Origin of the sequence: Klebsiella sp. RIT-PI-d (genome assembly GCF_001187865.1) — a bacterium.
Classification (GTDB): Bacteria; Pseudomonadota; Gammaproteobacteria; order Enterobacterales; family Enterobacteriaceae; genus Superficieibacter.
The window spans coordinates 2,091,516-2,117,936 of sequence record NZ_LGIT01000009.1; the positions used below are offsets into that span (position 1 = coordinate 2,091,516).

24 protein-coding genes, 6 tRNA genes and 1 other RNA gene are annotated in these 26,421 nt (G+C 51.8%); 20 read left to right on the plus strand and 11 right to left on the minus strand.

Translation table 11 applies throughout. From position 1 onward, the window contains the following. Positions 1-17: 17 nt before the first annotated feature. A complete protein-coding gene (alaC, locus tag AC791_RS16125; protein ID WP_049841413.1) occupies positions 18-1,265 on the minus strand; it encodes an alanine transaminase in 1,248 nt (415 codons plus the stop codon). Positions 1,266-1,652: 387 nt separating this feature from the next. Here alaC and AC791_RS16130 point away from each other — a divergent pair, with 387 nt between their 5' ends. Together AC791_RS16130 and AC791_RS16135 are read left to right on the plus strand one after the other, a co-directional pair. Further along, positions 1,653-3,350 carry a sensor histidine kinase gene (locus AC791_RS16130; RefSeq protein ID WP_049841414.1) on the plus strand — a complete coding sequence of 566 codons (1,698 nt, stop codon included), beginning with the start codon at positions 1,653-1,655 and terminating at the stop codon, positions 3,348-3,350. Positions 3,351-3,361: 11 nt separating this feature from the next. Then, positions 3,362-4,093 carry a LytR/AlgR family response regulator transcription factor gene (locus AC791_RS16135; protein WP_049841415.1) on the plus strand — a complete coding sequence of 244 codons (732 nt, stop codon included), beginning with the start codon at positions 3,362-3,364 and terminating at the stop codon, positions 4,091-4,093. A 51-nt stretch (positions 4,094-4,144) separates the two neighbouring features. On the opposite strand, the gene glk is transcribed toward AC791_RS16135, so the two are convergent. After that, a complete protein-coding gene (glk, locus tag AC791_RS16140) occupies positions 4,145-5,110 on the minus strand; it encodes a glucokinase (RefSeq protein ID WP_049841416.1) in 966 nt (321 codons plus the stop codon). 205 nt (positions 5,111-5,315) lie between these two features. Here glk and AC791_RS16145 point away from each other — a divergent pair, with 205 nt between their 5' ends. The 3 genes from AC791_RS16145 (at position 5,316) to AC791_RS19995 (ending at position 8,183) form a co-directional block, all read left to right on the plus strand. Then, a complete protein-coding gene (locus tag AC791_RS16145; protein ID WP_049841417.1) occupies positions 5,316-6,551 on the plus strand; it encodes an ion channel protein in 1,236 nt (411 codons plus the stop codon). Positions 6,552-6,702: 151 nt separating this feature from the next. Then, a complete protein-coding gene (gene mgrA / locus AC791_RS16150; RefSeq protein WP_049841418.1) occupies positions 6,703-7,701 on the plus strand; it encodes an L-glyceraldehyde 3-phosphate reductase in 999 nt (332 codons plus the stop codon). Positions 7,702-7,823: 122 nt separating this feature from the next. Then, positions 7,824-8,183, plus strand: coding sequence for a DUF2502 domain-containing protein (locus AC791_RS19995; RefSeq protein ID WP_072094372.1), 360 nt, complete (start codon positions 7,824-7,826; stop codon positions 8,181-8,183). 33 nt (positions 8,184-8,216) lie between these two features. Here the strand turns inward: AC791_RS19995 and AC791_RS16165 are convergent, their stop codons facing one another. Further along, positions 8,217-9,458: an Nramp family divalent metal transporter gene (locus AC791_RS16165; RefSeq protein WP_049841421.1), complete on the minus strand. Its 1,242-nt coding sequence runs from the start codon at positions 9,456-9,458 to the stop codon at positions 8,217-8,219. A gap of 351 nt (positions 9,459-9,809) precedes the next feature. On the opposite strand from AC791_RS16165, the gene AC791_RS16170 reads away from it, so the two are divergent. Next, positions 9,810-11,012, plus strand: coding sequence for a NupC/NupG family nucleoside CNT transporter (locus AC791_RS16170; protein WP_049841422.1), 1,203 nt, complete (start codon positions 9,810-9,812; stop codon positions 11,010-11,012). Positions 11,013-11,158: 146 nt separating this feature from the next. Here the strand turns inward: AC791_RS16170 and AC791_RS16175 are convergent. Together AC791_RS16175 and AC791_RS16180 are read right to left on the minus strand one after the other, a co-directional pair. Beyond that, positions 11,159-11,234: transfer RNA gene (locus AC791_RS16175), tRNA-Ala, on the minus strand. Between the two features lie 39 nt (positions 11,235-11,273). Next, positions 11,274-11,349, minus strand: a tRNA-Ala gene (locus AC791_RS16180). A gap of 219 nt (positions 11,350-11,568) precedes the next feature. Here AC791_RS16180 and AC791_RS16185 point away from each other — a divergent pair. Together AC791_RS16185 and AC791_RS16190 are read left to right on the plus strand one after the other, a co-directional pair. Next, positions 11,569-11,934 carry a YfeC-like transcriptional regulator gene (locus AC791_RS16185; RefSeq protein WP_049841423.1) on the plus strand — a complete coding sequence of 122 codons (366 nt, stop codon included), beginning with the start codon at positions 11,569-11,571 and terminating at the stop codon, positions 11,932-11,934. Continuing rightward, complete coding sequence (locus AC791_RS16190) at positions 11,931-12,326, plus strand: YfeC-like transcriptional regulator (RefSeq protein ID WP_049841424.1); 396 nt, start codon at positions 11,931-11,933, stop codon at positions 12,324-12,326. Before AC791_RS16185 ends, AC791_RS16190 begins: the two co-directional genes overlap by 4 nt. Positions 12,327-12,376: 50 nt before the next feature. On the opposite strand, the gene gltX is transcribed toward AC791_RS16190, so the two are convergent. Then, positions 12,377-13,792, minus strand: coding sequence for a glutamate--tRNA ligase (gene gltX / locus AC791_RS16195; protein ID WP_049841425.1), 1,416 nt, complete (start codon positions 13,790-13,792; stop codon positions 12,377-12,379). 256 nt (positions 13,793-14,048) lie between these two features. Here gltX and AC791_RS16200 point away from each other — a divergent pair. The 6 genes from AC791_RS16200 to AC791_RS16220 all read left to right on the plus strand — a co-directional run bounded on the left by AC791_RS16200 (position 14,049) and on the right by AC791_RS16220 (position 15,037). Further along, positions 14,049-14,124, plus strand: a tRNA-Val gene (locus AC791_RS16200). Positions 14,125-14,168: 44 nt separating this feature from the next. Beyond that, positions 14,169-14,244: transfer RNA gene (locus AC791_RS16205), tRNA-Val, on the plus strand. 46 nt (positions 14,245-14,290) lie between these two features. Beyond that, positions 14,291-14,366: transfer RNA gene (locus tag AC791_RS16210), tRNA-Val, on the plus strand. 4 nt (positions 14,367-14,370) lie between these two features. Further along, positions 14,371-14,446 (plus strand) — tRNA-Lys (locus tag AC791_RS16215). A 33-nt stretch (positions 14,447-14,479) separates the two neighbouring features. Further along, positions 14,480-14,603: non-coding RNA, RtT sRNA (locus tag AC791_RS20000), on the plus strand. A gap of 119 nt (positions 14,604-14,722) precedes the next feature. Further along, a complete protein-coding gene (locus AC791_RS16220) occupies positions 14,723-15,037 on the plus strand; it encodes a FlxA-like family protein (RefSeq protein WP_049841426.1) in 315 nt (104 codons plus the stop codon). Here AC791_RS16220 and AC791_RS16225 read toward each other — a convergent pair. Further along, a complete protein-coding gene (locus AC791_RS16225) occupies positions 15,028-15,954 on the minus strand; it encodes a LysR family transcriptional regulator (RefSeq protein WP_049841427.1) in 927 nt (308 codons plus the stop codon). The two genes, AC791_RS16220 and AC791_RS16225, sit on opposite strands and share 10 nt — an antisense overlap. A gap of 89 nt (positions 15,955-16,043) precedes the next feature. On the opposite strand from AC791_RS16225, the gene AC791_RS16230 reads away from it, so the two are divergent. Further along, entirely contained in the window at positions 16,044-17,036 is a 993-nt protein-coding gene (locus AC791_RS16230) for a bile acid:sodium symporter family protein (RefSeq protein ID WP_049841428.1), read from the plus strand. Here the strand turns inward: AC791_RS16230 and AC791_RS16235 are convergent. The 3 genes from AC791_RS16235 to zipA all read right to left on the minus strand — a co-directional run bounded on the left by AC791_RS16235 (position 17,033) and on the right by zipA (position 20,366). Next, entirely contained in the window at positions 17,033-17,251 is a 219-nt protein-coding gene (locus tag AC791_RS16235) for a DUF3820 family protein (protein ID WP_049841429.1), read from the minus strand. The two genes, AC791_RS16230 and AC791_RS16235, sit on opposite strands and share 4 nt — an antisense overlap. Beyond that, the gene (gene ligA / locus AC791_RS16240; RefSeq protein ID WP_049841430.1) at positions 17,252-19,270 is read right to left on the minus strand and encodes an NAD-dependent DNA ligase LigA; all 2,019 of its coding nucleotides are present in this window, start codon (positions 19,268-19,270) and stop codon (positions 17,252-17,254) included. A gap of 67 nt (positions 19,271-19,337) precedes the next feature. Next, the gene (gene zipA / locus AC791_RS16245; RefSeq protein ID WP_049841431.1) at positions 19,338-20,366 is read right to left on the minus strand and encodes a cell division protein ZipA; all 1,029 of its coding nucleotides are present in this window, start codon (positions 20,364-20,366) and stop codon (positions 19,338-19,340) included. Positions 20,367-20,597: 231 nt separating this feature from the next. Here zipA and cysZ point away from each other — a divergent pair, with 231 nt between their 5' ends. The 5 genes from cysZ to crr all read left to right on the plus strand — a co-directional run bounded on the left by cysZ (position 20,598) and on the right by crr (position 25,448). Beyond that, positions 20,598-21,359, plus strand: coding sequence for a sulfate transporter CysZ (gene cysZ, locus AC791_RS16250; RefSeq protein WP_049841432.1), 762 nt, complete (start codon positions 20,598-20,600; stop codon positions 21,357-21,359). A gap of 153 nt (positions 21,360-21,512) precedes the next feature. After that, complete coding sequence (gene cysK, locus AC791_RS16255) at positions 21,513-22,484, plus strand: cysteine synthase A (protein ID WP_049841433.1); 972 nt, start codon at positions 21,513-21,515, stop codon at positions 22,482-22,484. A gap of 384 nt (positions 22,485-22,868) precedes the next feature. Further along, complete coding sequence (gene ptsH, locus AC791_RS16260; protein ID WP_002913505.1) at positions 22,869-23,126, plus strand: phosphocarrier protein Hpr; 258 nt, start codon at positions 22,869-22,871, stop codon at positions 23,124-23,126. Positions 23,127-23,170: 44 nt separating this feature from the next. Next, positions 23,171-24,898 carry a phosphoenolpyruvate-protein phosphotransferase PtsI gene (gene ptsI / locus AC791_RS16265; protein WP_049841434.1) on the plus strand — a complete coding sequence of 576 codons (1,728 nt, stop codon included), beginning with the start codon at positions 23,171-23,173 and terminating at the stop codon, positions 24,896-24,898. Between the two features lie 40 nt (positions 24,899-24,938). Then, positions 24,939-25,448, plus strand: a complete 510-nt coding sequence (gene crr, locus AC791_RS16270; RefSeq protein ID WP_049841435.1) for a PTS glucose transporter subunit IIA — start codon at positions 24,939-24,941, stop codon at positions 25,446-25,448. A 47-nt stretch (positions 25,449-25,495) separates the two neighbouring features. Here the strand turns inward: crr and pdxK are convergent, their stop codons facing one another. After that, positions 25,496-26,356, minus strand: coding sequence for a pyridoxine/pyridoxal/pyridoxamine kinase (gene pdxK, locus AC791_RS16275; protein ID WP_049841436.1), 861 nt, complete (start codon positions 26,354-26,356; stop codon positions 25,496-25,498). Positions 26,357-26,421 lie beyond the last annotated feature (65 nt).

Genomic DNA, 26,421 nt, shown 5'->3' on the forward strand with positions numbered 1-26,421 from the left:
CCTGACGGCGCTTTTTTTTATTGCTGTTCGGATGGACTTTCGCCCGTCACTTTCGACGCGGTGGGAAGCAGGCCATCTGCCCTGAACATCGCTTTGATTCCGCGTATCGCCTGACGAATGCGGTCGCGATTTTCAATTAGCGCGAAACGCACGTGTGTATCGCCATAATCACCAAAGCCTATCCCGGGAGAAACGCAGACTTTGGCATCCTGAAGCAGCTTTTTGGCAAATTCCAGCGAGCCCATAGCGGCGTACTGTTGCGGGATCTTCGCCCAGACATACATGGATGCCTTCGGCATGTCGACCATCCATCCGGCTTCGTGCAGACCTTTTACCAGCACGTCGCGGCGACGCTTATACTGCCCGGCGATATCATGAACGCACTGTTGATCGCCCTCAAGAGCCGCAATTGCTGCCACCTGAAGCGGCGTAAAAGTACCGTAATCGTGATAGCTCTTGATCCGCGCCAGCGCGCTAACCAGCGTTTTGTTGCCGACCATAAAACCAATACGCCAGCCTGCCATATTGTAGCTTTTCGACAGCGTAAAGAATTCAACGGCAACGTCACGTGCGCCGGGAACCTGCATGATGGACGGTGCTTTCCAGCCGTCATAAACAATATCGGCGTAGGCAAGATCGTGGACCACCAGTACGTCATAGCGTTTTGCCAGCGCGACGACTTTCTCAAAAAATTCCAGTTCGACGCACTGGGCGGTCGGGTTAGATGGAAAACCGAGGATCATCATCTTTGGTTTTGGATAACTTTCGCGAATCGCGCGCTCCAGTTCATTGAAAAAATCCACACCTTCTACCAGCGGTACGGAACGCACCTGTGCACCAGCAATCACCGCGCCATAAATATGGATGGGATAGCTGGGATTCGGCACCAGCACCGTATCACCGTGATCGAGCGTAGCCAGCATCAGATGCGCCAGCCCCTCTTTCGAGCCAATGGTCACAATGGCTTCGTCTTCCGGATCGATCTCTACCGCATAGCGATCCTGATACCAGCGAGAGATAGCCCGACGCAGGCGCGGGATGCCGCGTGACGTGGAGTACCCGTGCGTGTCCGTTCGTTGCGCGACGGTACACAGTTTTTCAACAATATGCGGTGGCGTGGCACCGTCCGGATTGCCCATGCTGAAATCAATAATATCTTCGCCGCGCCGGCGCGCAGCCATTTTCAGATCGGCCGTAATATTAAAAACATAGGGAGGAAGACGATCGATGCGCGTGAAACGACGTTCAGGAATGAACTTAGCCATAAATACCTCAGATTACGTTAGCGCCCGGACCGTCCGAGCGACGCGGCCACTGATGTGGCACACCCTGAAAATAACCTGAATAAAATCATGCTGTCGAGTGGGAAAGATAAAAATAATCAACACGCTATAAAACAGGAAGTCATATCGCAACGAAAAACGAAATCAGGGCATATTTAATACTTAATGAAATATTTATTTAACACAATGAGATAAATAAATTTACCTGCCAGCCGATGCGGGTCTGAGACATACCCATCCGCGCGCGGCCTTTATCCAATCCCCTTTTATTTTTGTGGTATTTCCTCATTCAGCAAAAATACATGCTGCTGGTCATCTGTCGCCAGGTTTTTTATCATAGTCTTCTCACACGTTTTACATGGTCACCGCATGCACGAAATATTTACTATGCTGTTGGCGGTTTTTGATCGCGCAGCGTTGATGCTTATCTGCCTGTTTTTTCTGATCCGCATTCGTTTGTTTCGCGAGCTGCTGCATAAATCCGCCCATACGCCGCAAGAGTTGCTGGCGGTAACCGCTATTTTTTCTCTGTTCGCGCTTTTCAGCACCTGGTCAGGCGTACCGGTGGAAGGCTCTTTGGTCAATGTGCGGATCATTGCGGTAATGTCCGGGGGGATCCTGTTTGGGCCGTGGGTCGGGATTATTACCGGCATTATTGCCGGGACCCATCGTTACCTTATTGATATCGGCGGTGTTACCGCAATACCCTGTTTTATTACCAGTATCGTTGCAGGTATTTTGTCAGGCCTGATTCATCAAAAAGTCCCTAAAGCACAGCACTGGCGGGTCGGAATACTCGGCGGAATGCTCTGCGAAACGCTGACCATGATCCTCGTGGTTGTGCTGGCCCCGACGCTAACCCTGGGCGTAGATATTGTCTCTAAAATCGGCGTCCCGATGATTCTTGGTAGCGTCTGTATTGGCTTTATTGTCTTGCTGGTGCGTAGCGTGGAAGGTGAAAAGGAGGCCAGCGCCGCTCGCCAGGCCAAACTGGCGCTGGATATCGCCAACAAAACGCTTCCGCTGTTTCGTAATGTGAATGCCGAATCGCTGCGTCAGGTTTGCAATATTATTTGCCGCGATATTCATGCCGATGCAGTGGCAATTACTAATAATGAACGCGTACTGGCTTATGTTGGCGTGGGTGAAGATAACTACCATGACAATGATGACTCTATCAGTCCTACCACCCGCCAGGCGATCAACGCCGGGAATATCATCATTAAAAATAACGATGAAGCTCACCGGACACCGGAAATACACTCCATGCTGGTGATCCCGCTATGGGAGAAAGGTATCGTAACCGGCACCCTGAAAATCTATTATTGTCATGCGCATCAAATTACCTCTTCATTGCAGGAGATGGCGATTGGCCTGTCGCAGATAATCTCTACTCAACTGGAGGTTTCCCGGGCAGAGCAGCTGCGGGAGATGGCAAATAAAGCAGAGCTGCGTGCGTTACAGAGCAAAATCAATCCCCATTTTCTGTTTAATGCCCTGAATGCAATCTCTTCTTCTATTCGACTCAATCCGGATACTGCACGCCAGCTGATTTATAATCTTTCTCGCTACCTGCGTTATAACATCGAGCTAAATGATGATGAGCAGATCGATATTAAAAAAGAGCTTTATCAGATTAAGGACTATATTGCGATTGAGCAGGCGCGTTTTGGCGACAAACTGACGGTGATTTATGATATTGATGATGAAGTGAGCTGCGTTATTCCCAGTCTGCTTATTCAGCCGCTGGTGGAAAACGCCATCGTCCATGGCATCCAGCCCTGTAAAGGTAAAGGGGTTGTCACCATCGGAATTGCCGAATCCGGCAATCGGGTGCGGATTAGCGTAAGGGATACCGGCAATGGAATCGATCCTCAGGTTATTGAGCGTGTCGAAGCCAACGAAATGCCGGGCAATAAAATCGGCCTGCTTAACGTCCACCATCGGGTTAAATTACTGTATGGTGAAGGGCTTCACATTCGTCGGCTGGAGCCGGGTACTGAAATTACCTTCTATGTGCCTAATGCGCGCACGCCTCTTGCTGCGCCTGCTACGCTGCTGACCTGACGGGAGAAACGATGAAAGTTATTATTGTCGAAGATGAAATTCTGGCTCAGCAGGAGCTGAGCTGGCTTATCAAAGAGCATAGCCAGATGGAGATAGTCGGCACCTTTGATGATGGCCTCGACGTCCTGAAATTTTTACAACACAACAAAGTTGACGCCCTGTTTCTGGATATCAATATTCCGTCACTGGACGGCGTACTGCTGGCTCAGAATATCAGCCAGTTTGCGCATAAGCCTTTTATCGTGTTTATTACCGCGTGGAAAGAACATGCGGTAGAAGCGTTTGAGCTGGAAGCATTCGACTATATCCTGAAGCCTTATCAGGAGTCGCGGATCATTACTATGCTGCAAAAGCTGGAAAGTGCGTGGCAGCAGCAGTCGGGCGTCGGCGTTACGCCTGCGATCGCGCGTGAAAATGACACCATTAATTTAATTAAGGATGAGCGCATTTATGTCACCAGCATTAATGATATCTATTATGCTGAAGCTCATGAAAAAATGACGTTTGTCTACACCAAACGCGAATCCTGGGTGATGCCAATGAACATCACTGAGTTTTGTAGCAAGCTGCCGCCGTCGCACTTTTTCCGCTGCCACCGCTCGTACTGTGTGAATCTGAATAAGATCCGCGAGATAGAGCCATGGTTCAACAATACTTATATCCTGCGCCTGCGCGACCTCGAATTTGAAGTGCCGGTGAGCCGCAGTAAGGTAAAAGAGTTCCGCCAGTTAATGCACCTGTAACGTCGCCGGGGGCAGTATTGAAAAGCCACGCCCGGCAACGCTGGATCCGTTTTACAGCGTCTGCCCAAGCGTCTGGCGCAGATGCGCACCTGCCCCCAGCAATCCAGGGTTATCGTGCACGATCAGGTACACCGGAATATCCTGTACGTAGGCTTTAAAGCGGCCCTTATCTTCAAAGCCACCGCGAAAGCCCGATGCTTTAAAAAATTCGAGGAAGCGCGGGACGATGCCCCCCGCGATGTATACGCCGCCAAATGTACCGAGAGTAAGCGCAAGGTTACCGCCAAAGCGACCCATAATGACGCAGAACAGCGATAAGGCACGACGACAGTCGGTGCAGCTATCTTCCAGCGCGCGCGTGGTAATGTCTTTCGGCTGAAGATTCTCAGGCAGGCGGGAATCTGATTTCACAATCGCCCGGTAAAGATTAACCAGCCCGGGTCCGGAAAGAACGCGTTCGGCAGAAACATGGCCCAGCTCGGCACGCAATTCTTCAAGAATGATGGCTTCTTCTTCACTGTTTGGCGCGAAATCGACGTGCCCCCCCTCACCCGGCAGGCTCACCCAGCGCTTATCCACGTGAACCAGATGCGCAACGCCAAGACCTGTTCCGGCTCCATACACGGCAATCGGCTTATCCGCTACGGCTTCTGCGCCACCAAACTGAATCAGGTGCTCTGCGTTAAGCACAGGGATGGCCATGGATACGGCAGTGAAATCGTTGATAATTTCCAGGTGTGCAAAGCCCAGATTTTTTTTCATTTCGGCAATGGAGAACGCCCAGGTATGGTTGGTCATTGCTACCCAGTCATCGGTTACCGGACAGGCAATGGCGATACAACCGTCCTCAACTTCTACGGCATTCTCTTTCAGATAAACCTGCACCACCGCTTCCAGACTGGGGTAATCCAGCCCTGAGTACGTTTTGGCCTGCGAAATCTCGCCGCTGGCAACATCACATAACGCCAGGCGGGCGTTGGTGCCTCCTACATCCCCTACTAAAGCATACTTTGTCATTCTTTTACTGCTCCGCTAAAGTCAGAATAAATCTTTTGGCACACTGTAAGTTCATGACGACCTAACAACAATGTCCATATCATAAGTGCCCGTGGATTATAGAGCTGTATCACAGAATAACTTTACCGTTTCAGCACCATTTGCACTAACACTATGTCAGAGTATGGGCAAAGTGATGCCCGAATTCAGCTAAAAGGAAATCATCATGCTCCATCCGCGAGCCAGATCCATGTTGGTCATGTCTGTGCCCGCCCTGTGCATCGGAGTTGCATCCAGCGTCATCCTTGTCATAGTGATGAAAATTGCTGCAATGCTTCAGTTTGTTCTCTGGACAAGTATCCCGACGAGGCTGGGCGTTGCGCTGGACTCTTCGTTATGGATAGTGATTATCCTGACGCTAACGGGGATAGCCGTTGGATTGGTTATCCAGTATAGCGCGGGCCACGCTGGCCCCGATCCGGCTTGTGAGCCGCTGATTGGCGCCCCGGTCAGCACCGGGGCGCTACCAGGACTGGTTATTGCCTTAATTCTTGGCCTTGCGGGGGGCGTCAGCCTTGGACCTGAACACCCGATAATGGCCGTTAATATTGCCCTTGCGGTAGCGCTTGGCACCCGGCTTTTTCCGCGCGCAAGCTCGCTGGAATGGACCATTCTGGCCTCCGCAGGAACCATTGGCGCGCTGTTCGGCACGCCGATTGCCGCGGCGCTGATTTTTTCACAAACGTTAAGTGGCAATAATGATGTGCCCATGTGGGATCGCTTATTCGCCCCGCTGCTGGCGGCCGCGGCCGGTGCGCTCACGACAGGCCTGTTTTTTCATCCGCAGTTTTCGCTGGCGATCCCGCATTATACCCAGCTAAAACTGATTGATATTGTCAGCGGCGCGGTCGTCGTCACGATCTCTATTGCCGTGGGGATGGTAGCGGTATGGTGCTTACCACGTCTGCACGCATTGATGCACCGCCTTAAATACCCGGTCGCTATTCTTGGCGTGGGCGGATTTGCGCTCGGTATTCTTGGCATCATCGGGGGCCATATTACCCTTTTTAAAGGTCTGGATGAGATGCAACAGCTGGGCTTTAGCCAGACGCTAAGCGCATCCGCTTTCTTACTGGTCGCGATGGTAAAACTGGCGGCGCTGGTTATTGCTGCCGCCTGCGGTTTTCGGGGCGGACGCATTTTCCCGGCAGTCTTCGTTGCCGTTGCCCTGGGCCTGGGGCTGCATGCGCATGTTGATGCAGTACCTGCGGCAATCACCGTGTCCTGCGCCATTCTTGGGCTGGTACTGGTGGTTACCCGCGATGCCTGGCTTAGCCTGTTTATGGCTGCGGTAGTGGTTCCTGATACCACTCTGCTGCCGCTGCTGTGTATCGTGATGCTGCCGGCGTGGCTGTTACTGGCGGGTAAGCCCATGCTTATGGCCCAGCGTAAAAAAGAGTAATCCCCTTAAAATCAAGGTGTCCGTGGTTGCACAGTGACGATGAGCATCGTCTCTTCGTGCTAACAACATTTTTGTGAACGCCATCAGGAAATCATGTAGGAAAGCCTGTACTGTGTAAACGCATACATTGGTCTTTCAATAAGGATAAAGCATGGTTTATCAGGCAGATCCCGCGCGTTATCAGCGTATGGAATATCGTCGCTGTGGCCAAAGCGGATTAAAACTCCCGGCAGTATCGCTGGGGCTATGGCATAACTTCGGCGATGCCACTCTGGTGGAAAAAAGCCGCCAGCTGCTGCAACACGCCTTCGATCTTGGCATTACCCATTTTGATTTAGCCAATAACTACGGTCCGCCGCCAGGATCGGCTGAAAGTAACTTTGGTCGTATCCTGCGCGAGGATTTTCTGCCGTATCGCGATGAGCTGATTATCTCCTCCAAAGCCGGTTATACCATGTGGGAAGGCCCCTATGGCGACTGGGGTTCACGTAAATACCTGATTTCGAGTCTGGACCAAAGCCTGAAGCGAATGGGGCTGGAGTACGTTGATATTTTTTATCACCATCGTCCCGACCCTGAAACGCCGCTCAGTGAAACCATGCGCGCGCTGGATCATATCGTTCGCCAGGGCAAAGCGCTCTACGTCGGACTGTCAAACTACCCGGCCGAACTGGCCCGCCAGGCAATCGATATTCTCAACGATCTGGGCACGCCTTGCCTTATTCACCAGCCTAAATATTCACTGTTTGAGCGCTGGATCGAGGAGGAGTTACTGAATGTGCTTGGCGAAAAAGGGGTGGGCAGTATTGCATTCTCCCCGCTTGCTGGCGGTCTGTTAACGGACCGCTATCTGAACGGTATTCCGGCAGATTCGCGTGCCGCCAGCGGCAGTCGCTTTTTAAATCCGGAGCACCTTACCGCCGGCAAAATGGAGAAAATCCGCCAGCTTAATGCCCTGGCAGAAAAGCGCGGGCAGAAGCTGTCACAGATGGCCCTGGCGTGGGTACTGCGCGGCGACCGCGTCACCTCAGTGCTTATTGGTGCCAGTAAGACTGCGCAACTTGATGATGCTGTAGACATGTTGAAAAACCGCGCTTTCAGCGAACAGGAGTGCGCGGCGATTGATGCTCTTCTCAACGGCGCCGGGTAGTTTTTTTAGCAAAAAATGCTCCCTCACGTAATTTAAGAGTTAAACGGATGCTACAGGACTTTACCGCCCCGTAATATTTGGTTAACAGGCCGATATCGTTTCCGGTCGTGAAGGAGAAAATTATGTTCAGATCGCTGATTTTGGCTGCTTTTCTGGCCGCCTCAACTGCTCCGCTTATCGCCAGCGCGGCAGAAATCACTCTGCTACCCTCCGTGAAATTGCAGATTGGCGATCGCGATCGTTCAGGTAACTACTGGGACGGCGATCGCTGGCGCGGTAATGATTACTGGCATCGAAACTACGAGTGGCGAAAAAATCGCTGGTGGCGGCATGAGCCTCCCCGCGCACGCGGATGGGACGATCGTCGGGCTTATGAGCGGGGCTACCGTGAAGGCTGGCACGATCGCCACGATCGTCGCGGACCACCGGGCCGAGGTCATCCCGGCCCTCGTGGTCCGGGTCACCACGGACATCATCACTAAAATAACGCCGTGACCTGAAAAGGCCACGGCGTTTTAACGTAATAACTCCAGTACTGTGCCGACCAATAGCCAGCCATTGAGTACCACCACCAGCGCCACAATGAGCCATCCGGTTCGCTTAATCAACGTACTGTTCACCAGTTCGCCCATTAGCTCACGGTTACTGGTAAACATCAGTAGCGGGACCAGTGCCAGAGCAATACCGAAGCTGAGCAGTACCTGGCTCATGACCAGAATACGGGTCGGCTCGAGTCCCATCAGAATGACAATAAACGACGGCAGCATTGTCACCGTTCGACGTACCCACAGCGGGATATGAAAACGAATGAAGCCCTGCATGACCACCTGCCCGGCCAGCGTCCCCACAACCGTGGAGGAGAGTCCGGCGGCAACAAGACTTAAACCAAATACCGTTGCTGCGGCATGACTAAGCAGGGGTTCAAGCGTGAGATACGCCTCTTCCAGATCGGCCACTCCGGTATGGCCGTTAAAATGGAAGGCCGCCGCGGCGGTAGCCATCATCGCCAGGTTAACAAATCCGGCAATGGTCATGGCAAATGCCACATCCCAGCGCGTGGCAGAGTAGCGTTCTTTACGCGTACCACGCTGATTCTGGGTCAGCGAAGAGTGAAGATAAATCACATGAGGCATGATAGTTGCACCCAGCACGCCTGCCGCCAGGAAGACCGCATCCGTCCCTGGCAGTGCCGGAATAATCATCCCCCGGGTCAGGGCGGCCAGTTCCGGGCGGGAAAAAATCAGCTCAACAATATAGGCCGCAGCGACAAACAGCAGCAGACCACCAATCACCATTTCCAGCGGTTTCTGTCCGCGACGCTGGAGCATCAGGATCAAAAAGGTTGCGATACCGGTTAATACCGCGCCCTGCAATAGCGACACGCCCAGCAGCATTTTGAAACCAATTGCCGCCCCGATAAATTCAGCTAAATCGGTTGCCATGGCGATAATTTCGGCCTGCACCCAGTAAAACCATACCAGTGGGCGAGGATAGTGGTCGCGAATTTGCTCTGCCAGATTTTTGCCTGTTGCAATGCCCAGCTTGGCGGAAAGGACCTGGATGAGCATTGCCATCAGGTTTGCCCAGACAACGACCCATAAAAGCTGGTAGCCGAAACTCGCACCGGCCTGAATGTTAGTGGCAAAGTTGCCGGGATCAATATAGCCAATAGCGGCAATAAATGCCGGCCCCATCAGCGCCAGCCTTAACCTACGCGCACCTTTACCGGTACCACTATCAACGCGACCATTGCTCATTCTTTGCCTCAAAAATATAGCCTTTGCTATGTTTCATGCTATCAAAATGAGAATGATTATCAAGATCATTTGTGTGATTGAAATTGATTTCTCTGATAGGCCGAAACAATAGGCGGGCTGGATAACTAATGGAGAAGATATTTGTTTTATTTATTGGTAATAATGTTAACAGAGTAGTACATCAACGCAATTTTTCCCCATTTTGTTCGACATAATTAAAACGTCTTACAGATCACTATTTTTGAGATTGCTCACAGGAACTTACTATATTGCGCGTTTGATCTCGTTTTCTTTGGTGTTGTTACATAGAATGTGCAAGAAAATTAAACCTGCCTCATATTCGGAGCAAATATGTCCGCCGTCCTTCACTTTATCCTGGCATTAGTCGTGGTTGCGCTGCTCGCTCTGCTTGTCAGCAACGATCGTAAAAAGATTCGTATTCGCTATGTCGTACAACTTCTGGTTATTGAAGTTTTACTGGCCTGGTTCTTCCTTAACTCAAATGTCGGTTTGGGTTTTGTGAAAGGCTTCTCCGAAATGTTCGAACAGCTTCTTGGCTTTGCGAACGTAGGTACTGATTTTGTTTTCGGGAAAATGAACGAAGGGGGTCTGGCTTTCTTCTTCCTGAAAGTACTGTGCCCTATCGTCTTTATCTCTGCCCTGATCGGTATTTTGCAGCACATCCGCATACTGCCGATTGTAATCCGTGCTATCGGCTTCGTCCTGTCAAAAGTTAACGGCATGGGCAAACTGGAATCCTTCAACGCCGTCAGCTCGCTGATTTTGGGTCAGTCCGAGAACTTTATCGCCTATAAAGATATTCTTGGCAAGATGTCACGTAACCGCATGTACACCATGGCGGCGACCGCGATGTCAACGGTATCCATGTCTATCGTTGGTGCGTACATGACCATGCTTGAACCTAAGTATGTTGTTGCCGCACTGGTGCTTAACATGTTCAGTACCTTTATCGTTCTGTCACTGATCAACCCGTACCGTGTTGATGAGCATGAAGAAAACATCCAGATGTCTAACCTGCACGAAGGACAGAGCTTCTTCGAAATGCTGGGTGAATACATTCTGGCCGGTTTTAAAGTGGCCATTATTGTTGCAGCAATGCTGATTGGTTTTATCGCGCTGATTGCCGCCCTGAACGCGCTGTTCTCCACGGTGACTGGCTGGTTTGGCTACAGCATTTCGTTCCAGGGCATCCTGGGCTATGTCTTCTACCCGGTTGCCTGGGTCATGGGCGTGCCGGCAGGTGAAGCGCAGCAGGTCGGCACCATTATGGCGACCAAACTGGTTTCGAACGAATTCGTGGCCATGATGGACCTGCAGAAAGTGGCGGCAGAACTGTCTCCGCGCTCTCTGGGCATTATCTCCGTCTTCCTGGTGTCTTTCGCGAACTTCTCATCTATCGGTATTATTGCCGGGGCAATCAAAGGTCTGAACGAAGAACAGGGTAACGTTGTTTCTCGCTTTGGTCTGAAGCTGGTTTACGGCTCCACGCTGGTCAGCGTGCTGTCTGCGTCAATCGCTGCGCTCGTACTGTAATCCACGCGTTTTATAAGCCGGGACACGTTCCCGGCTTTTTTACGTCTGTCGCCAGGGAATGGTGATAATAGAAGGGAAGAAACAGAGATCGAAATTCGATGTTGAGACAAATAAAAAACCCCCGCCAAAGGCGAGGGTCTGAATGGTGGTGGAGCTAAGCGGGATCGAACCGCTGACCTCTTGCATGCCATGCAAGCGCTCTCCCAGCTGAGCTATAGCCCCACAGTATCTTTACGTACCAAACCTGATGGGAGCAGGATTTGGTGGAGCTAAGCGGGATCGAACCGCTGACCTCTTGCATGCCATGCAAGCGCTCTCCCAGCTGAGCTATAGCCCCGTTACGTAAAGCTTGTCGAGTAGACGGCGGCATAATATGAATTCCCTCCTCCAGTGTCAACGGCAAATTCAGTTTCCCTCTTTCGTTTGCTGAAAAAGCAGTCAAACCCCAATAAGGTTGCGAGCCGTCTCGCAGCACGTGACCAATCTTGTCACGCTTTCCTGTAAAAAGATGCTATAACAGGAACGACTAATTCCACACATCTACTCAGGGAATAGTATGTTCAAGGAACGAATGACGCCGGAAGAAATCGCACGTATCACCGGCTACAGCCGACAGACGATTAACAAGTGGGTTCGTAAGGAAGGATGGGAGACCTCGCCCAAGCCTGGCGTTCAGGGAGGTAAAGCACGTCTTGTTCACGTTGATGAAAATGTACGGGCCTTTATCCGCAGCGCTCATCGAGTTTCAGAAGATACCGCGATTTATCAGACAACGATTAACGACACGTCGTTTGACGTTCTGCTTCTGACCCTGGCCAATGAAATGACCGATATCGAACAAAAACGACTTACCTCACTTTTACTGCGTGAAGGCATTACGGGTTTGCTGGAGCGTCTCGGAATTCGCGACCAATCATCATGATCACATTGCAAAGTAAAATGACCTCGCATGAGTTAGCCGAATGCCTTGGGGTAAAGAATCAGACAGTCAATCGCTGGGTGCGCGAACAAAAGTGGCGTACCGAGAAAATTCCGGGCGTTAAAGGTGGACGAGCAAGACTGATACATATCGACCCGCGGGTACGTGAATATTTGGCCAACGTTCCGGCGTTGCGTCACCGCACCATTCCTTTCCAGGCCAGCGACAGCACGCTGGAATATGGCGCTGTTGATCTGGACAATCCGCTACAGCAGATATCCCAAATCCTGCAAAGTTTGACGCCGGATGAGCTACAGCGGGTTCTTGGCTTTTTAAGAAGGCAGGGGACGCAGATTTTTCTGGAGCGGCTGAAGATTGTCAGCGACGAGAGCTAGCGACGTTATGTCAGGGGCAGAAACCTCTCCCCCTGACATGCATACGGCTGCTATTGCTGGCTTTCGCGCTCGGCAATAAACGTCAATGCTTTAGCGATGCGTTCAATGCTGCGGGTCTTGCCAATCGCATGGACCGTGACGTCCAGTGCCGGAGACTGGCCTGCCCCGGTCACCGCTACGCGCAGCGGCATACCGACTTTACCCATCCCCACTTGCAGCTCGTCCGCCGCCGCCTGAATCGCGTGATGAACGTTTTCGGCTGACCAGTCGGTAATCGCTGACAGTTTGTCACGAACCACTTCCAGCGGCTGACGCGCAACCGGACGCAGGTGTTTTTTCGCAGCGTCAGCGTCAAACTCAGCAAAGTCTTCATAGAAATAGCGGCAGCTTTGTGCCATCTCTTTCAGCGTTTTGCAGCGCTCACCCAGCAGCGTTACCAGCTCGCTCAGCTGCGGACCGGTACGGGTATCAATATTTTCCTGCTCAATGTGCCACTGTAAATGCGTCGCAACATATTCCGGGGCCAGCGTATTGATATAGTGATGGTTTAACCACTGTAATTTCTCCGTATTGAACGCGCTGGCAGATTTACTGACCGCATTCAACGAGAACAGCTTGATCATCTCTTCACGGCTGAAGATCTCTTGATCGCCGCTTGACCAGCCCAGACGCACCAGGTAGTTCAGCAGCGCTTCCGGCAGATAACCGTCATCGCGATACTGCATTACGCTTACCGCACCGTGACGCTTGGAGAGCTTTTTACCGTCGTCGCCGTTGATCATTGAGACGTGGGCGTACACCGGGACTGGCGCATTCAGCGCTTTAAGAATGTTAATCTGGCGCGGCGTATTGTTAATATGATCTTCACCGCGGATCACGTGGGTGATTTCCATATCCCAGTCATCAACAACGACACAGAAGTTGTAGGTTGGTGAACCGTCAGTACGACGAATAATCAGATCGTCCAGCTCCTGATTGCTGAACTCGATCGGCCCGCGGATCTGATCGTCAAAAATGACTGAACCTTCCTGTGGGTTGGCAAAACGCACTACGCACGGCTCGTTCTCAGCGTGATGCTCGTCACCGTGACGGCAGCGGCCGTCGTAGCGAGGCTTCTCACCTTTCGCCATTTGTTCTTCACGCAGCGCTTCCAGGCGCTCTTTGGAACAGTAGCACTTATAGGCAGTGCCCACTTTCAGCATGTCATCAATAACCGCGTTATAGCGATCAAAGCGTTTGGTTTGATAGTACGGACCTTCATCCCACTCCAGGCTCAGCCAGTTCATCCCGTCCATAATCGCTTCAATTGCTTGCGGGGTAGAACGTTCGAGGTCGGTATCCTCAATACGCAGGACAAACTCACCGCCGTGGTTACGGGCAAAAAGCCAGGAGTAAAGAGCGGTACGTGCGCCACCAACGTGCAGATAGCCGGTTGGACTCGGCGCGAAGCGAGTTTTGATTTTCATGAAAGGGCCTTACGTTAATAAAGATGCCGACAACCGGCAAATCCTGAAAAATTCGTGGCAGATATTCTATCACTCCCGCCTGATTCCTCAATGTTGTTACTCTCAGAAGGTCATGCTTTCCTGATTTTGTTTATAAATCAGACTGGATCGGGTCTTCAGGCTGAGTTTTGTTTAATTTTACGACGAACGAACAAAAACTTAAGAAAAGGCGTTGACTCATTTTCAACTCTCCCTATAATGCGACTCCACACAGCGGGGGTGATTAGCTCAGCTGGGAGAGCACCTCCCTTACAAGGAGGGGGTCGGCGGTTCGATCCCGTCATCACCCACCACTACTTCGGTAGTCTCCGCCGTGTGAAGCAAGAAATTGAGAAGTGGGTGATTAGCTCAGCTGGGAGAGCACCTCCCTTACAAGGAGGGGGTCGGCGGTTCGATCCCGTCATCACCCACCACTTTCTCGCCAGCTGGATTTCTTGCAGTAAATTGAAGTACCGAAGTGGGTGATTAGCTCAGCTGGGAGAGCACCTCCCTTACAAGGAGGGGGTCGGCGGTTCGATCCCGTCATCACCCACCACTTCGGGTCGTTAGCTCAGTTGGTAGAGCAGTTGACTTTTAATCAATTGGTCGCAGGTTCGAATCCTGCACGACCCACCAATGTAAAAAAGCGCCCTAAAGGCGCTTTTTTGCTATCTGCGATACCTGAGATTCGAACCTGCCGCAGGTTCGGGCCGAGCGCAGCGAGACAACGGAGCCGCCTGCGGCGACGGCCCGAAGGGCGAGGCGAAGCCGAGTCATCCTGCACGACCCACCAATGTAAAAAAGCGCCCTAAAGGCGCTTTTTTGCTATCTGCGTTTTATCAGCCCGCCGGGTATCAAGTATTACGTTTATCGGTCGATAATTGTGCATTAGCGATTTGACAGGAGTCCACGATGACCACGATTTCCGCCTCTACCCCTCCTTTGCACAGCAGTGGCAGCAGTGCCTCTTCAGAAATCGCCGGTATTTATCGGCAGATAACCAAACTGACGCAGCAGCTTAAAGAGCTGGCAGACTCCAGTCTCGGTGCAGAAGATAAGCAGAAACAGCAGGAGTTGATTCAGTCGCAGATTGCGATGCTCCAGGCTCAGCTTGCTATGCTGCAAAGCAAGCAACTGGAATCAGCTCAGCAGGAACAAGCGCAGGCGCAAAAAGTCGAAGGCGTTAACCGTCCTTCTGCCAACAATCAAATCGATATCTATATTTGATAGAGCGGATCGTGCTTACGCTGAGAGGCCATTTCATCTGCCTGGGCGCGGACAATTTCCCATAACGCCTGAGCTGCGGTTGAAAGCGAACGATTTTTTCTGCGTGCCAGCATTAATTGCCGCTCCACGCCCGGCGTCAGCGGCCTGACGATCAAATGGCTGTCCTGAGGAAGTGGAAGCGCCAGCGCGGGAAGTACGCTAATGCCAATGCCTGCTTCAACCATCGGAAAAAGCGTCGCCGGGTGGCCGATCTCCTGCACGATAGTAGCATCGACGGCAAAATGGGTCAGAGCAGCATCAATCAACGGTCGGCTACCGGATGCATAATCCTGTAGCACCAGCCGCTCCGTTTGTAGTGCCTGCCAGGAAATACTTTCACATCCGGCAAATGGGTGATCCTCACGACACAGCAATAAAAAAGGCTCAGACAAAATAGTTTCACACTGTAGATCGTTAACCGCACCCGGATCGATGACAATACCGAAATCCACCTCTCCCTGACGAATACTTTCCAGAACCCACTGCTGCGGCCTGTCGTGCAGAACAAAATCGATTTGCGGATAGCATCGGTTGCTTTGTGCAATGCACTGCGGAATAAGATGTGCGGAAATAGTCTGGCTGGCGGCGATTCGGACTTTACCGGTTAACTGTGTACCGACTCTTCCGGCGTCACGCAGGGTGCTGTGCAGCTCCTCAAGCACTCTTTCAAGTTGCGATGCCAGTTGCTGGCCCGCCTCGGTCAGCGCGACTTCACGGGTGGTTCGATCAAGCAAGCGTACGCCAGTCTGCCGCTCAAGCTCTTTTACGCTGTGACTGACCGCCGATTGACTTAATCCCACGATCTCCCCTGCCCGGCTGAAACTTTTCGCCTGGGCCACGGTGATAAAAACACGAAGCTGACGCAGTGAGTAATTCATATTTTTTATTCATATATAGATGCAATAAATCAATTTTATTTCTCAAATGGAAAAAAGCACAATAGCGTTATCGATCTTCAGGAGCCTTTATGAAATTTTTCCGTATTCTTGATCCTTTTACGCTGACGCTGATCGCTGTGGTCCTGCTGGCCTCGTTCTTTCCGGCACGCGGTCACTTTGTAGAATATTTTGAGTGGCTGACCACCGCCGCCATCGCACTCCTGTTTTTTATGCACGGTGCCAAGCTTTCACGGGAGGCGATTGTTGCCGGCGGAAGCCACTGGCGTTTGCATCTGTGGGTGATGTGCAGTACGTTCATCCTGTTTCCGGTCCTGGGTGTGCTTTTTGCCTGGTGGGCGCCGGTAAATGTTGATCCGCAGATTTACACCGGGTTTCTCTATCTGTGCATTCTTCCTGCGACAGTCCAGTCCGCCATTGCGTTTACCTCCCTTGCCGGCGGCAACGTTGCCGCCGCCGTGTGTTCGGCTTCAGCGTCCAGCCTGCTGGGGATTTTTCTTTCGCCGCTGCTGGTCGGGCTGGTGATGAACATGCATGGTGCAGAGGGAAGTTTACAGCAGGTCGGAAAAATCATGCTCCAGCTGCTGCTGCCGTTCGTTCTCGGTCATCTTTCACGTCCGCTGATTGGCGACTGGGTGGCCAGGCATAAGAAGTGGATTGGTAAAACCGATCAAACCTCGATTCTGCTGGTGGTCTACTCTGCCTTTAGCGAAGCAGTCGTAAACGGCATCTGGCATAAAGTCGGGCCCGGCTCGCTCCTGTTCATCGTGGTGGTAAGCCTGGTGCTGCTGGCGATTGTGATTGCCGTTAACGTTTTTGTGGCGCGCAAAGCCGGTTTCAATAAAGCAGATGAAATTACTATCGTCTTCTGTGGATCGAAAAAGAGTCTGGCGAACGGTATTCCAATGGCGAATATTCTTTTTCCGGTATCGGCGATCGGTATGATGGTATTGCCGCTGATGATTTTCCATCAAATTCAGCTGATGGTCTGTGCAGTCATGGCGCGTCGCTATAAGCGCCAGACTGAACGGTTGCAGGCAGAAACCAGCCTGGCAAAAGGTTAAAGCGGACGTTTCAGGGGCTGAACCAGCTGTGTCAGCCCCTCGGTTTTGATAAGCAGCGTTATCGACATTAATTCGCCCAGCCGCCCGGCGGGAAATTGATCTTTACGTGCAAACCACAGCAGATACTCTTCCGGGACATCAATAAGCCTGCGGCCCTGATATTTCCCGAACGGCATCACGGTATTCGCCATCTCAATAAGCTGCTCTTTCTCCACTTAGTCCCCCAGCAGGCGGATCATTTCCGCTTCATCGATAACCTCAATGCCCAGCTCCTGTGCTTTCGCCAGTTTTGAACCCGCGGCTTCACCGGCAATGACCAGATCGGTTTTCTTCGACACGCTGCCGGACACTTTTGCCCCTAGCGCGGCCAGACGGTCTTTAGCATCATCGCGAGACAGCAGGCTCAGGCTGCCGGTCAGAACCACCGTTTTGCCGGCAAAGAAACTGTCAATTTCTTCTGCCTTCACCACCACCGGCGCAGGCCAGTGGATCCCGACGTCTTCAACCAGCTGGCGGATAACATCCCGGTTGCTCTCTTCCTCGAAGAAGTTAAATACGTGCTTTGCGACCACGATGCCGACATCGGGAACTTTTTGCAGATCGTCAACCGTTGCGGCTTCAAGCGCAGCCAGCGTGCCAAAATAACTGGCCAGACCCGCTGCCGTTGATTCACCGACCTCGCGAATACCCAGCGCGTAGAGAAAGCGGGCAAACGTTGTCTCTTTTGCCGCCTCGAGCGCGTTAACCACGTTTTGTGCTGATTTAGGACCCATACGATCCAGCCCGGTGAGTTTACCTGCCGTCAGACGAAAAAGATCGGCGGGCGTATGCACGTATTCCTTTTCAACCAGCTGATCGATGATCTTATCGCCCATACCGTCCACGTCCATCGCCCGGCGAGAGACAAAGTGCTTAAGCGCTTCTTTTCGCTGCGCGCCACAGATTAACCCGCCGGTGCAGCGCGTTACCGCCTCGCCCTCAACGCGTTCGACATCAGAGCCGCAGACCGGACAGTGTGCCGGGAAAACGACCGGCTGCGTCTCATCAGGACGTTCGGTAAGCACAACATTCACTACCTGCGGGATCACATCTCCGGCGCGGCGGATAACCACCTTATCGCCAATGCGCAAACCCAGCCGCTCGATTTCATCCGCGTTGTGCAGGGTCGCATTACTGACCAGCACGCCTGCCACCTGCACCGGTTCCAGGCGGGCTACGGGGGTAATTGCGCCGGTACGCCCGACCTGAAACTCGACGTCACGCACCATCGTCATCTGTTCCTGGGCCGGAAATTTAAATGCAACCGCCCAACGCGGAGCGCGGGAAACGTAGCCCAGCTGCTCCTGAAGCGCCAGAGAATCGACTTTAATGACTACGCCATCGATGTCGAAACCTAAGCCCGGACGGTCTTCAGCCACTTTATGGTAGAAGGCCAGTACTGCTTCCGGAGAGTCGCACAGGCGCACGCGTTCGCTAACGGGCAGGCCCCAGGCTTTAAACTGCTGTAAACGCCCCATGTGGCTGGCCGGCAGTTCACCGCCTTCCAGAATGCCAACGCCATAGCAAAAGAAGGTGAGCGGACGTTTTGCCGTAACGCGGGGATCGAGCTGGCGCAGCGATCCGGCTGCCGCATTACGCGGGTTAGCAAAAACTTTGCCGCCCTTTTTGCGCGCATCTTCGTTAATTTTCTCAAAACCACTTTGTGGAAGAAACACTTCTCCGCGCACTTCCAGACGTGCCGGGATACCTTCACCGTGCAGTTTAAGCGGAATGGCGCGAATGGTGCGGACATTCGTCGTGATGTCTTCGCCTGTCGTTCCATCGCCGCGCGTCGCAGCGCGCACCAGCACCCCATTTTCATAAAGGATACTGACCGCCAGGCCATCCAGTTTGAGTTCACAACAGTAGATCAACGCATCGGTGTTTTTGAGCCGGTCCTGCACACGCTTGTTAAACGCCAGAAAGCTATCTTCATCAAACACGTTATCCAGAGAGAGCATCGGCACTTCATGGCGCACCTGACTAAACGATGCCAGCGGCGCGGCGCCAACACGTTGAGTGGGTGAATCAGGGGTGATCAGATCCGGGTGCCGGGTTTCAATTTCGCGCAGTTCACGCATTAAGCGATCGTATTCGGCGTCGGGCACTTCCGGCGTGTCCATTACATGATAAAGATATTCATGATGGCGAAGCGTGGTTCGCAGTTCTGTCAGCTGTTGTTCAATAGAGTCCATATCACACCATAAATATAAAAAACCCCCGACATGCGGGGGTTCAGAATTAAGAGTGAAGCAGCCCGCCTCAGGCGTTAGCTTCTTTCACCTCACGAATACGATCCTGATACTCACGCAGCTTTTGCGGCGTCATCATCCGACGCTGATCGTCGAGTACCACGCCGCCCACTTCATCAGCAATATACTGCGCGGATTGCAGCATCAGCTTGAAGTTTTGCAGCTCGTCACCGTAGGAAGGGACTTGCATAAACATGGTCACGCCTGGCGTTACGAAATCGGTCATGGATTCGGATTCGAAGAAGCCGGGTTTTACCATGTTCGCCAGACTAAAGAGTACCGGACCACTGCCATCAGTGCTGAGATGACGGTGGAAAATATTCATTTCGCCAAATTTAAAGCCTGCCTGCTGGATACTGTTAATCAGCAACTCGCCGCTGATTTGTGCGCCCTGATGCGCAGAAACGTTCATGACAATAACCGTCTCTGCACGTTTCGGTTTTTCTGGCGCTGGTGCCGCTTCAACAGGTTGAGGTTGAGGCTGCGGTGCCGGCTGCGGCTCAAAAACCGGTTCCGGGTGCGGCGCATACTGCGGTGCCGGTGGCTGTTGCGGCTGAGGCGGGCGCACGGGCTGCTGCGGCTGGACCGGCGGCTGAGCCTGTACATGCGCAGGCTGCTGCACCTGAGGTTGCGGCTGGTTAGCCGATTGTGGCTGAACAGGCGGCTGTGGTTGAGCAGGCGCAGACGGCGGCGGAACCGGAGCATCCTGTGACGTGACAGGAGGAACCTGACGGGGCTGCGCCGATTCATAAGGCGGCTGGTAGCGGTGCTGCGGTTGTTGAGGTGCTTCATGCCCTCCAGCCGCAGTATGGGCGTTAGCCGGCCGCTGAACGCGCACTTCTCCTACGCTTTCAACCTCATCGTCAAAATCGCGGCTATCAGACTCCTCATCATCACGCTGCGATTTCATGCGCTTAAGTGGGCGATCGCGAAACATAGAAGAGCGCTCTTTACGGCTGGTCCAGAAACCGTGAACCAGAAGAGCGATTATGGCGATCGCGCCAACAATGATTAATATCAGACGCAAATCCTGCATCATTATATTCTCTGTTGTTCTAACACCTTGCCACCACGGCAAACATTTACTCCTTAAGAGTATTTGCCGATTACGTTGAGTGCAAGTGCGCACGCAGATTTCACTGCATAAAGATGCGCTAAATCGTGCTTCTTGCTGCTTTTTCGAACATTTCTCATCTGGTCATTGCTGCCTGAACGGATAATATAGACGCGTTACTCATTTGGCAGCCGTAAAAGGAGCTTTGCCTGAACCATGACGTCATCTTCTCCAGCTTCGCCACGCAGCGGTTTTTTTTACTTTTCCCAGGGATGGAAACTGATCGCCCTTCCCGGCATTCGGCGTTTCGTTTTTATGCCATTACTGATTAATATTCTACTGATGGGGGGCGCGTTCTGGTGGTTATTTACCCGCCTCGATAACTGGATACCTGCCCTGCTAAGTTACGTGCCTGACTGGCTACAGTGGCTCAGCTATCTCATCTGGCCGCTGGCCGTAATATCCATCCTGTTGGTATTCGGCTATTTCTTCTCCACCCTCGCTAACTGGATTGCCGCGCCTTTTAACGGTTTGCTGGCCGAACAGCTTGAAGCGCGATTGACCGGCGCAACGCCGCCTGATACCGGCGTGCTGGGCATAATGAAAGATCTGCCGCGCGTAATGAAGCGTGAATGGCAAAAGCTGGCGTGGTATCTGCCACGTGCGGTCGTTTTACTCATACTCTACTTTATTCCGGGCATCGGCCAGACAGTCGCGCCGGTGCTGTGGTTTCTGTTCAGCGCCTGGATGATGGCTATCCAGTATTGTGACTATCCCTTTGATAACCATAAAGTTCCTTTTCGGACAATGAAAGAGGCGCTTCGTAGCCGAAAAATGACCAACATGCAGTTTGGCACGGTGGTCAATGTGTTTACGATGATCCCGTTCGTTAACCTGGTGATTATGCCCGTCGCAATATGCGGCGCGACCGCGATGTGGGTAGACGACTACCGCCAGCGCCATGCTCTGTGGCGGTAAAGCGCCAGGATTAAATTATCCTGCTGCTTATTCCATACGGGTTGCCATTATTTCTTAGCAGCATATAGATATGCGAAATGCTTACTTCCGCATATTCTCTGAGCAGGTATGCTGGTAGCGTCATCCCAAATTTCAAACAGTTAAGGACAGGCCATGAGTAAGATTTTTGAAGATAACTCGCTGACTATCGGTCATACGCCATTGGTTCGACTGAACCGCATCGGTAACGGACGCATTCTGGCGAAGGTAGAATCACGCAACCCGAGCTTTAGCGTAAAATGCCGAATCGGTGCCAACATGATTTGGGATGCTGAAAAACGTGGCGTACTAAAAACGGGTATTGAGCTTGTTGAGCCGACCAGCGGTAACACCGGTATCGCACTCGCCTACGTTGCGGCGGCTCGCGGCTATAAGCTGACGCTGACCATGCCAGAAACCATGAGCGTTGAACGTCGCAAGCTGCTGAAAGCGCTGGGTGCTAATCTGGTGCTGACCGAAGGCGCTAAAGGCATGAAAGGGGCTATCCAGAAAGCAGAAGAAATCGTGGCCAGCGATCCCTCTAAATATCTGCTACTTCAGCAGTTCAGCAACCCGGCTAACCCGGAAATTCACGAGAAAACTACCGGACCAGAAATCTGGGAGGATACCGATGGCCAGGTTGACGTCTTTATCTCTGGCGTAGGCACCGGCGGTACGCTGACCGGCGTAAGCCGCTACATCAAAAAAACCCAGGGTAAGCAGGATCTGATTACGGTTGCGGTTGAACCGACGGATTCTCCGGTTATCGCCCAGGCGCTGGCAGGCCAGGAGCTAAAACCCGGCCCGCATAAAATCCAGGGTATTGGCGCTGGCTTTATCCCGGGTAACCTTGATCTTAATCTGGTCGATAAAGTGGTTGCCATTACTAATGAAGAGGCGATCTCAACGGCACGTAAGTTGATGGAAGAAGAAGGTATTCTGGCAGGCATCTCCTCTGGTGCAGCCGTTGCTGCCGCGCTGAAATTACAGGAAGATGAAAGCTTTACCAATAAGAATATTGTGGTTATCCTACCCTCTTCGGGTGAGCGCTATCTGAGTACTGCACTTTTTGCCGATCTGTTCACAGAGAAAGAGTTGCAACAGTAATACCAGGTTGTAAAGATTGCGTAAAAAAGCACCCTGCGGGGTGTTTTTTTTGTGGCGCACTTCAAATTTTTCGCCCTCCAGGCATTGCTTCACCCCACCATGTCTGGTATTTAACCAGCAGAATTATTTTGATCCGCGAAATTATTCAAAAGTGGCTTTTCCACTGGCTGAATCGATTTTATGATTTGGTTCAAATCTCGCTTTCGCGGCATAATGTTTAACGACGCGCTAAACGTCTACGGCCAGTAGTTCCTGTTCCGGATTACGTTTACAGATAACTCTGTCGTAACCGTTGATGCAGGCGCTTATTGTTCCAGGCTAAAGTTTGCTCAACAGGCTAAACTTTAGATCCACAACACTAAACCTATAAGTTGGGGAAATATAATGTTCCAGCAAGAAGTGACTATTACCGCTCCTAACGGTCTTCACACCCGCCCTGCAGCTCAGTTCGTGAAAGAAGCAAAAGGTTTTACTTCCGAAATTACTGTGACGTCCAACGGCAAAAGCGCTAGCGCAAAAAGCTTGTTCAAACTGCAAACTCTGGGCCTGACTCAGGGTACCGTTGTTACCCTGTCCGCTGAAGGCGAAGACGAGCAAAAAGCAGTTGAGCATCTGGTTAAACTGATGGCTGAACTCGAGTAAGTAAAAGGGTTCTTTTCAATATCAGTCACAAGTAAGGTAGGGTTATGATTTCAGGCATTTTAGCATCCCCGGGTATCGCTTTTGGCAACGCACTGCTGCTGAAAGAAGATGAGATTGTCATCGACCGGAAAAAGGTTTCTGCCGATAAGGTCAATCAGGAAGTTGAACGTTTTCTGAGCGGTCGCGCCAAAGCGTCTGCCCAGCTGGAAGCCATCAAAACCAAAGCTGGCGAGACTTTCGGCGAAGAAAAAGAAGCCATCTTTGAAGGGCATATTATGCTGCTTGAAGATGAGGAGCTGGAGCAGGAAATCATAGCCCTGATTAAAGATAAGTACATGACTGCGGACGCCGCAGCGCATGAAGTTATCGAAGGACAGGCAACTGCTTTAGAAGAGCTGGATGACGAATACCTGAAAGAGCGTGCGGCTGACGTACGTGATATCGGTAAGCGTTTAATGCGCAACATCCTCGGTATGCCGATCATCGACCTGAGCTCTATTCAGGAAGAAGCGATCCTCGTTGCTGCTGACCTCACCCCGTCAGAAACTGCGCAGCTGAACCTGCAAAAGGTGCTGGGCTTTATCACTGACGCTGGTGGCCGTACTTCCCACACCTCTATCATGGCGCGTTCCCTTGAACTGCCAGCGATTGTGGGCACCGGTAGCATTACGTCTCAGGTGAAAACCGGCGATTATCTGATTCTGGATGCCGTGAACAACAAAGTTTACGTCAACCCAACTAACGACGAAATTGAGCAACTGCGCGCCGTTCAGGAGCAGGTTGCCAGTGAAAAAGCGGAACTGGCTAAGCTGAAAGACCTGCCTGCTATCACCCTTGATGGCCATCAGGTTGAAGTTTGCGCCAACATCGGTACCGTTCGCGATGTCGACGGTGCAGAGCGTAATGGCGCAGAAGGCGTTGGCTTGTACCGCACTGAATTCCTGTTTATGGATCGTGACGCTCTGCCGACCGAAGAAGAACAGTTCTCAGCATACAAAGCCGTTGCTGAAGCATGTGGTTCTCAGGCAGTGATCGTACGTACCATGGACATCGGCGGCGACAAAGAACTGCCGTATATGAACTTCCCGAAGGAAGAAAACCCGTTCCTCGGCTGGCGTGCCGTGCGTATCGCACTGGATCGTAAAGAGATCCTGCGTGACCAGGTTCGCGCTATCCTGCGTGCGTCTGCTTTCGGTAAACTGCGCATTATGTTCCCAATGATCATCTCCGTAGAAGAAGTTCGCGAGCTGCGTAAAGAGATTGAGATCTACAAACAAGAACTGCGTGACGAAGGTAAAGCCTTTGACGAAAACATTGAGATTGGCGTGATGGTGGAAACACCGGCTGCGGCAACCATTGCCCGTCATCTGGCGAAAGAAGTCGATTTCTTTAGTATTGGTACCAATGATCTAACCCAGTACACCCTGGCGGTTGACCGTGGTAATGATATGATTTCACATCTGTATCAGCCGATGTCACCGTCCGTACTGACACTTATCAAGCAAGTCATTGATGCTTCTCACGCAGAAGGTAAATGGACTGGCATGTGTGGTGAGCTTGCAGGCGACGAACGTGCTACACTTCTGTTGTTAGGGATGGGTCTGGATGAGTTCTCAATGAGCTCCATTTCTATCCCGCGCATTAAGAAAATCATTCGTAACACGAATTTCGAAGATGCGAAGGTATTAGCAGAGCAGGCTCTTGCTCAACCGACAACGGACGAGTTAATGACGCTGGTTAACAAGTTCATTGAAGAAAAAACAATCTGCTAATCCACGAGATGCGGCCCAATTTACTGCTTAGGAGAAGATCATGGGTTTGTTTGATAAATTAAAATCTCTGGTTTCCGATGATAAAAAAGACACCGGAACTATTGAGATCATTGCTCCGCTGTCTGGCGAAATCGTGAATATTGAAGATGTGCCGGATGTTGTTTTTGCTGAAAAAATCGTTGGCGATGGCATTGCTATCAAACCAACCGGTAACAAAATGGTTGCACCGGTTGATGGTACTATCGGCAAAATCTTTGAAACCAACCATGCGTTTTCTATCGAATCCGACAGCGGCATAGAGCTGTTTGTGCACTTCGGCATCGATACCGTTGAACTGAAAGGCGAAGGCTTTAAACGCATCGCTGAAGAAGGCCAGCGCGTTAAAGTTGGCGATCCGGTCATTGAATTCGATCTCGCACTGCTGGAAGAAAAAGCCAAGTCTACCCTGACGCCGGTTGTTATCTCCAACATGGACGAAATCAAAGAACTGATCAAACTGTCCGGCAGCGTAACCGTGGGTGAAACTCCGGTTATTCGCATCAAGAAGTAATTCTTGCGGCAGTGAAAAATGGCACCCCAGGGTGCCATTTTTTATGCTTATTTTTCGCCCGGAGGTAAGATTAATTCATCACAACCGCACTGCTGAGTCCAGGTCATCACCGCCAGAACCCGCTCAGCGGCATGCTGCGTTGCGGGAGTTAACGATTCCCCCTTAACAAGAGCGCTAATCAGCTCTGCACAAAAGAGATCGCCGGTGCCTTTTAAGTCGGTTTTGACTTTAGGATGCGCAATGACATCTACGCTCGCGGCCGTCACTACGGCAACATTAATCGTGTCGCGGGTTTCACCGGGCGCACTGGTGATCACGATCCACTTTAAGGTATCTGTTAGCAGTGATTTTGCCGCAACAATCGCATCTTCCAGCGTGCCGCACGGTTTTCCGCTCAGCATCTCCAGCTCAAACACATTCGGCGTCAGCCCTTGCGCCAGAGGCAATAAGTGCTGGCGATAAGCGTGCGGGATCTCTGCTTTTACATATATACCGCTATCGATGTCGCCGATAACCGGATCGACCAGAATAACGATCTGCGGATGGTGTAATCGAACAACCTTCAGCCACTCAGCCAGGATTGCAATTTGATCCGCGCTGCCCATATAACCGGTGGTCACTGCTTTCAGCTCGCGCAGCGCATCGCGCTCGCTTAACGCCTGCAAATAGCCGCTAAACCATTCAGCGGGAATAATACCGCCATAGTACGTTTCATAATGCGGCGTATTACTGAATAGTACTGTGGGTACAGCCGTAACCCGTAATCCACTGGCTTTAATGGCTGGTACCGCGATGCTATTTCCCACGCTGCCGTAGACTACCTGAGATTGCACGGCCACAATATCGGTCTGTAATGCCCGATGTTTGTCGTCAAAAAGTACTGACTGTATATCACTGTCCTGTCCCACACCCTTCTCCCGTCGCTGACTCGCGCGTTAACGCCTCACTCATCACTGTTTTCCGTTATTGCCCG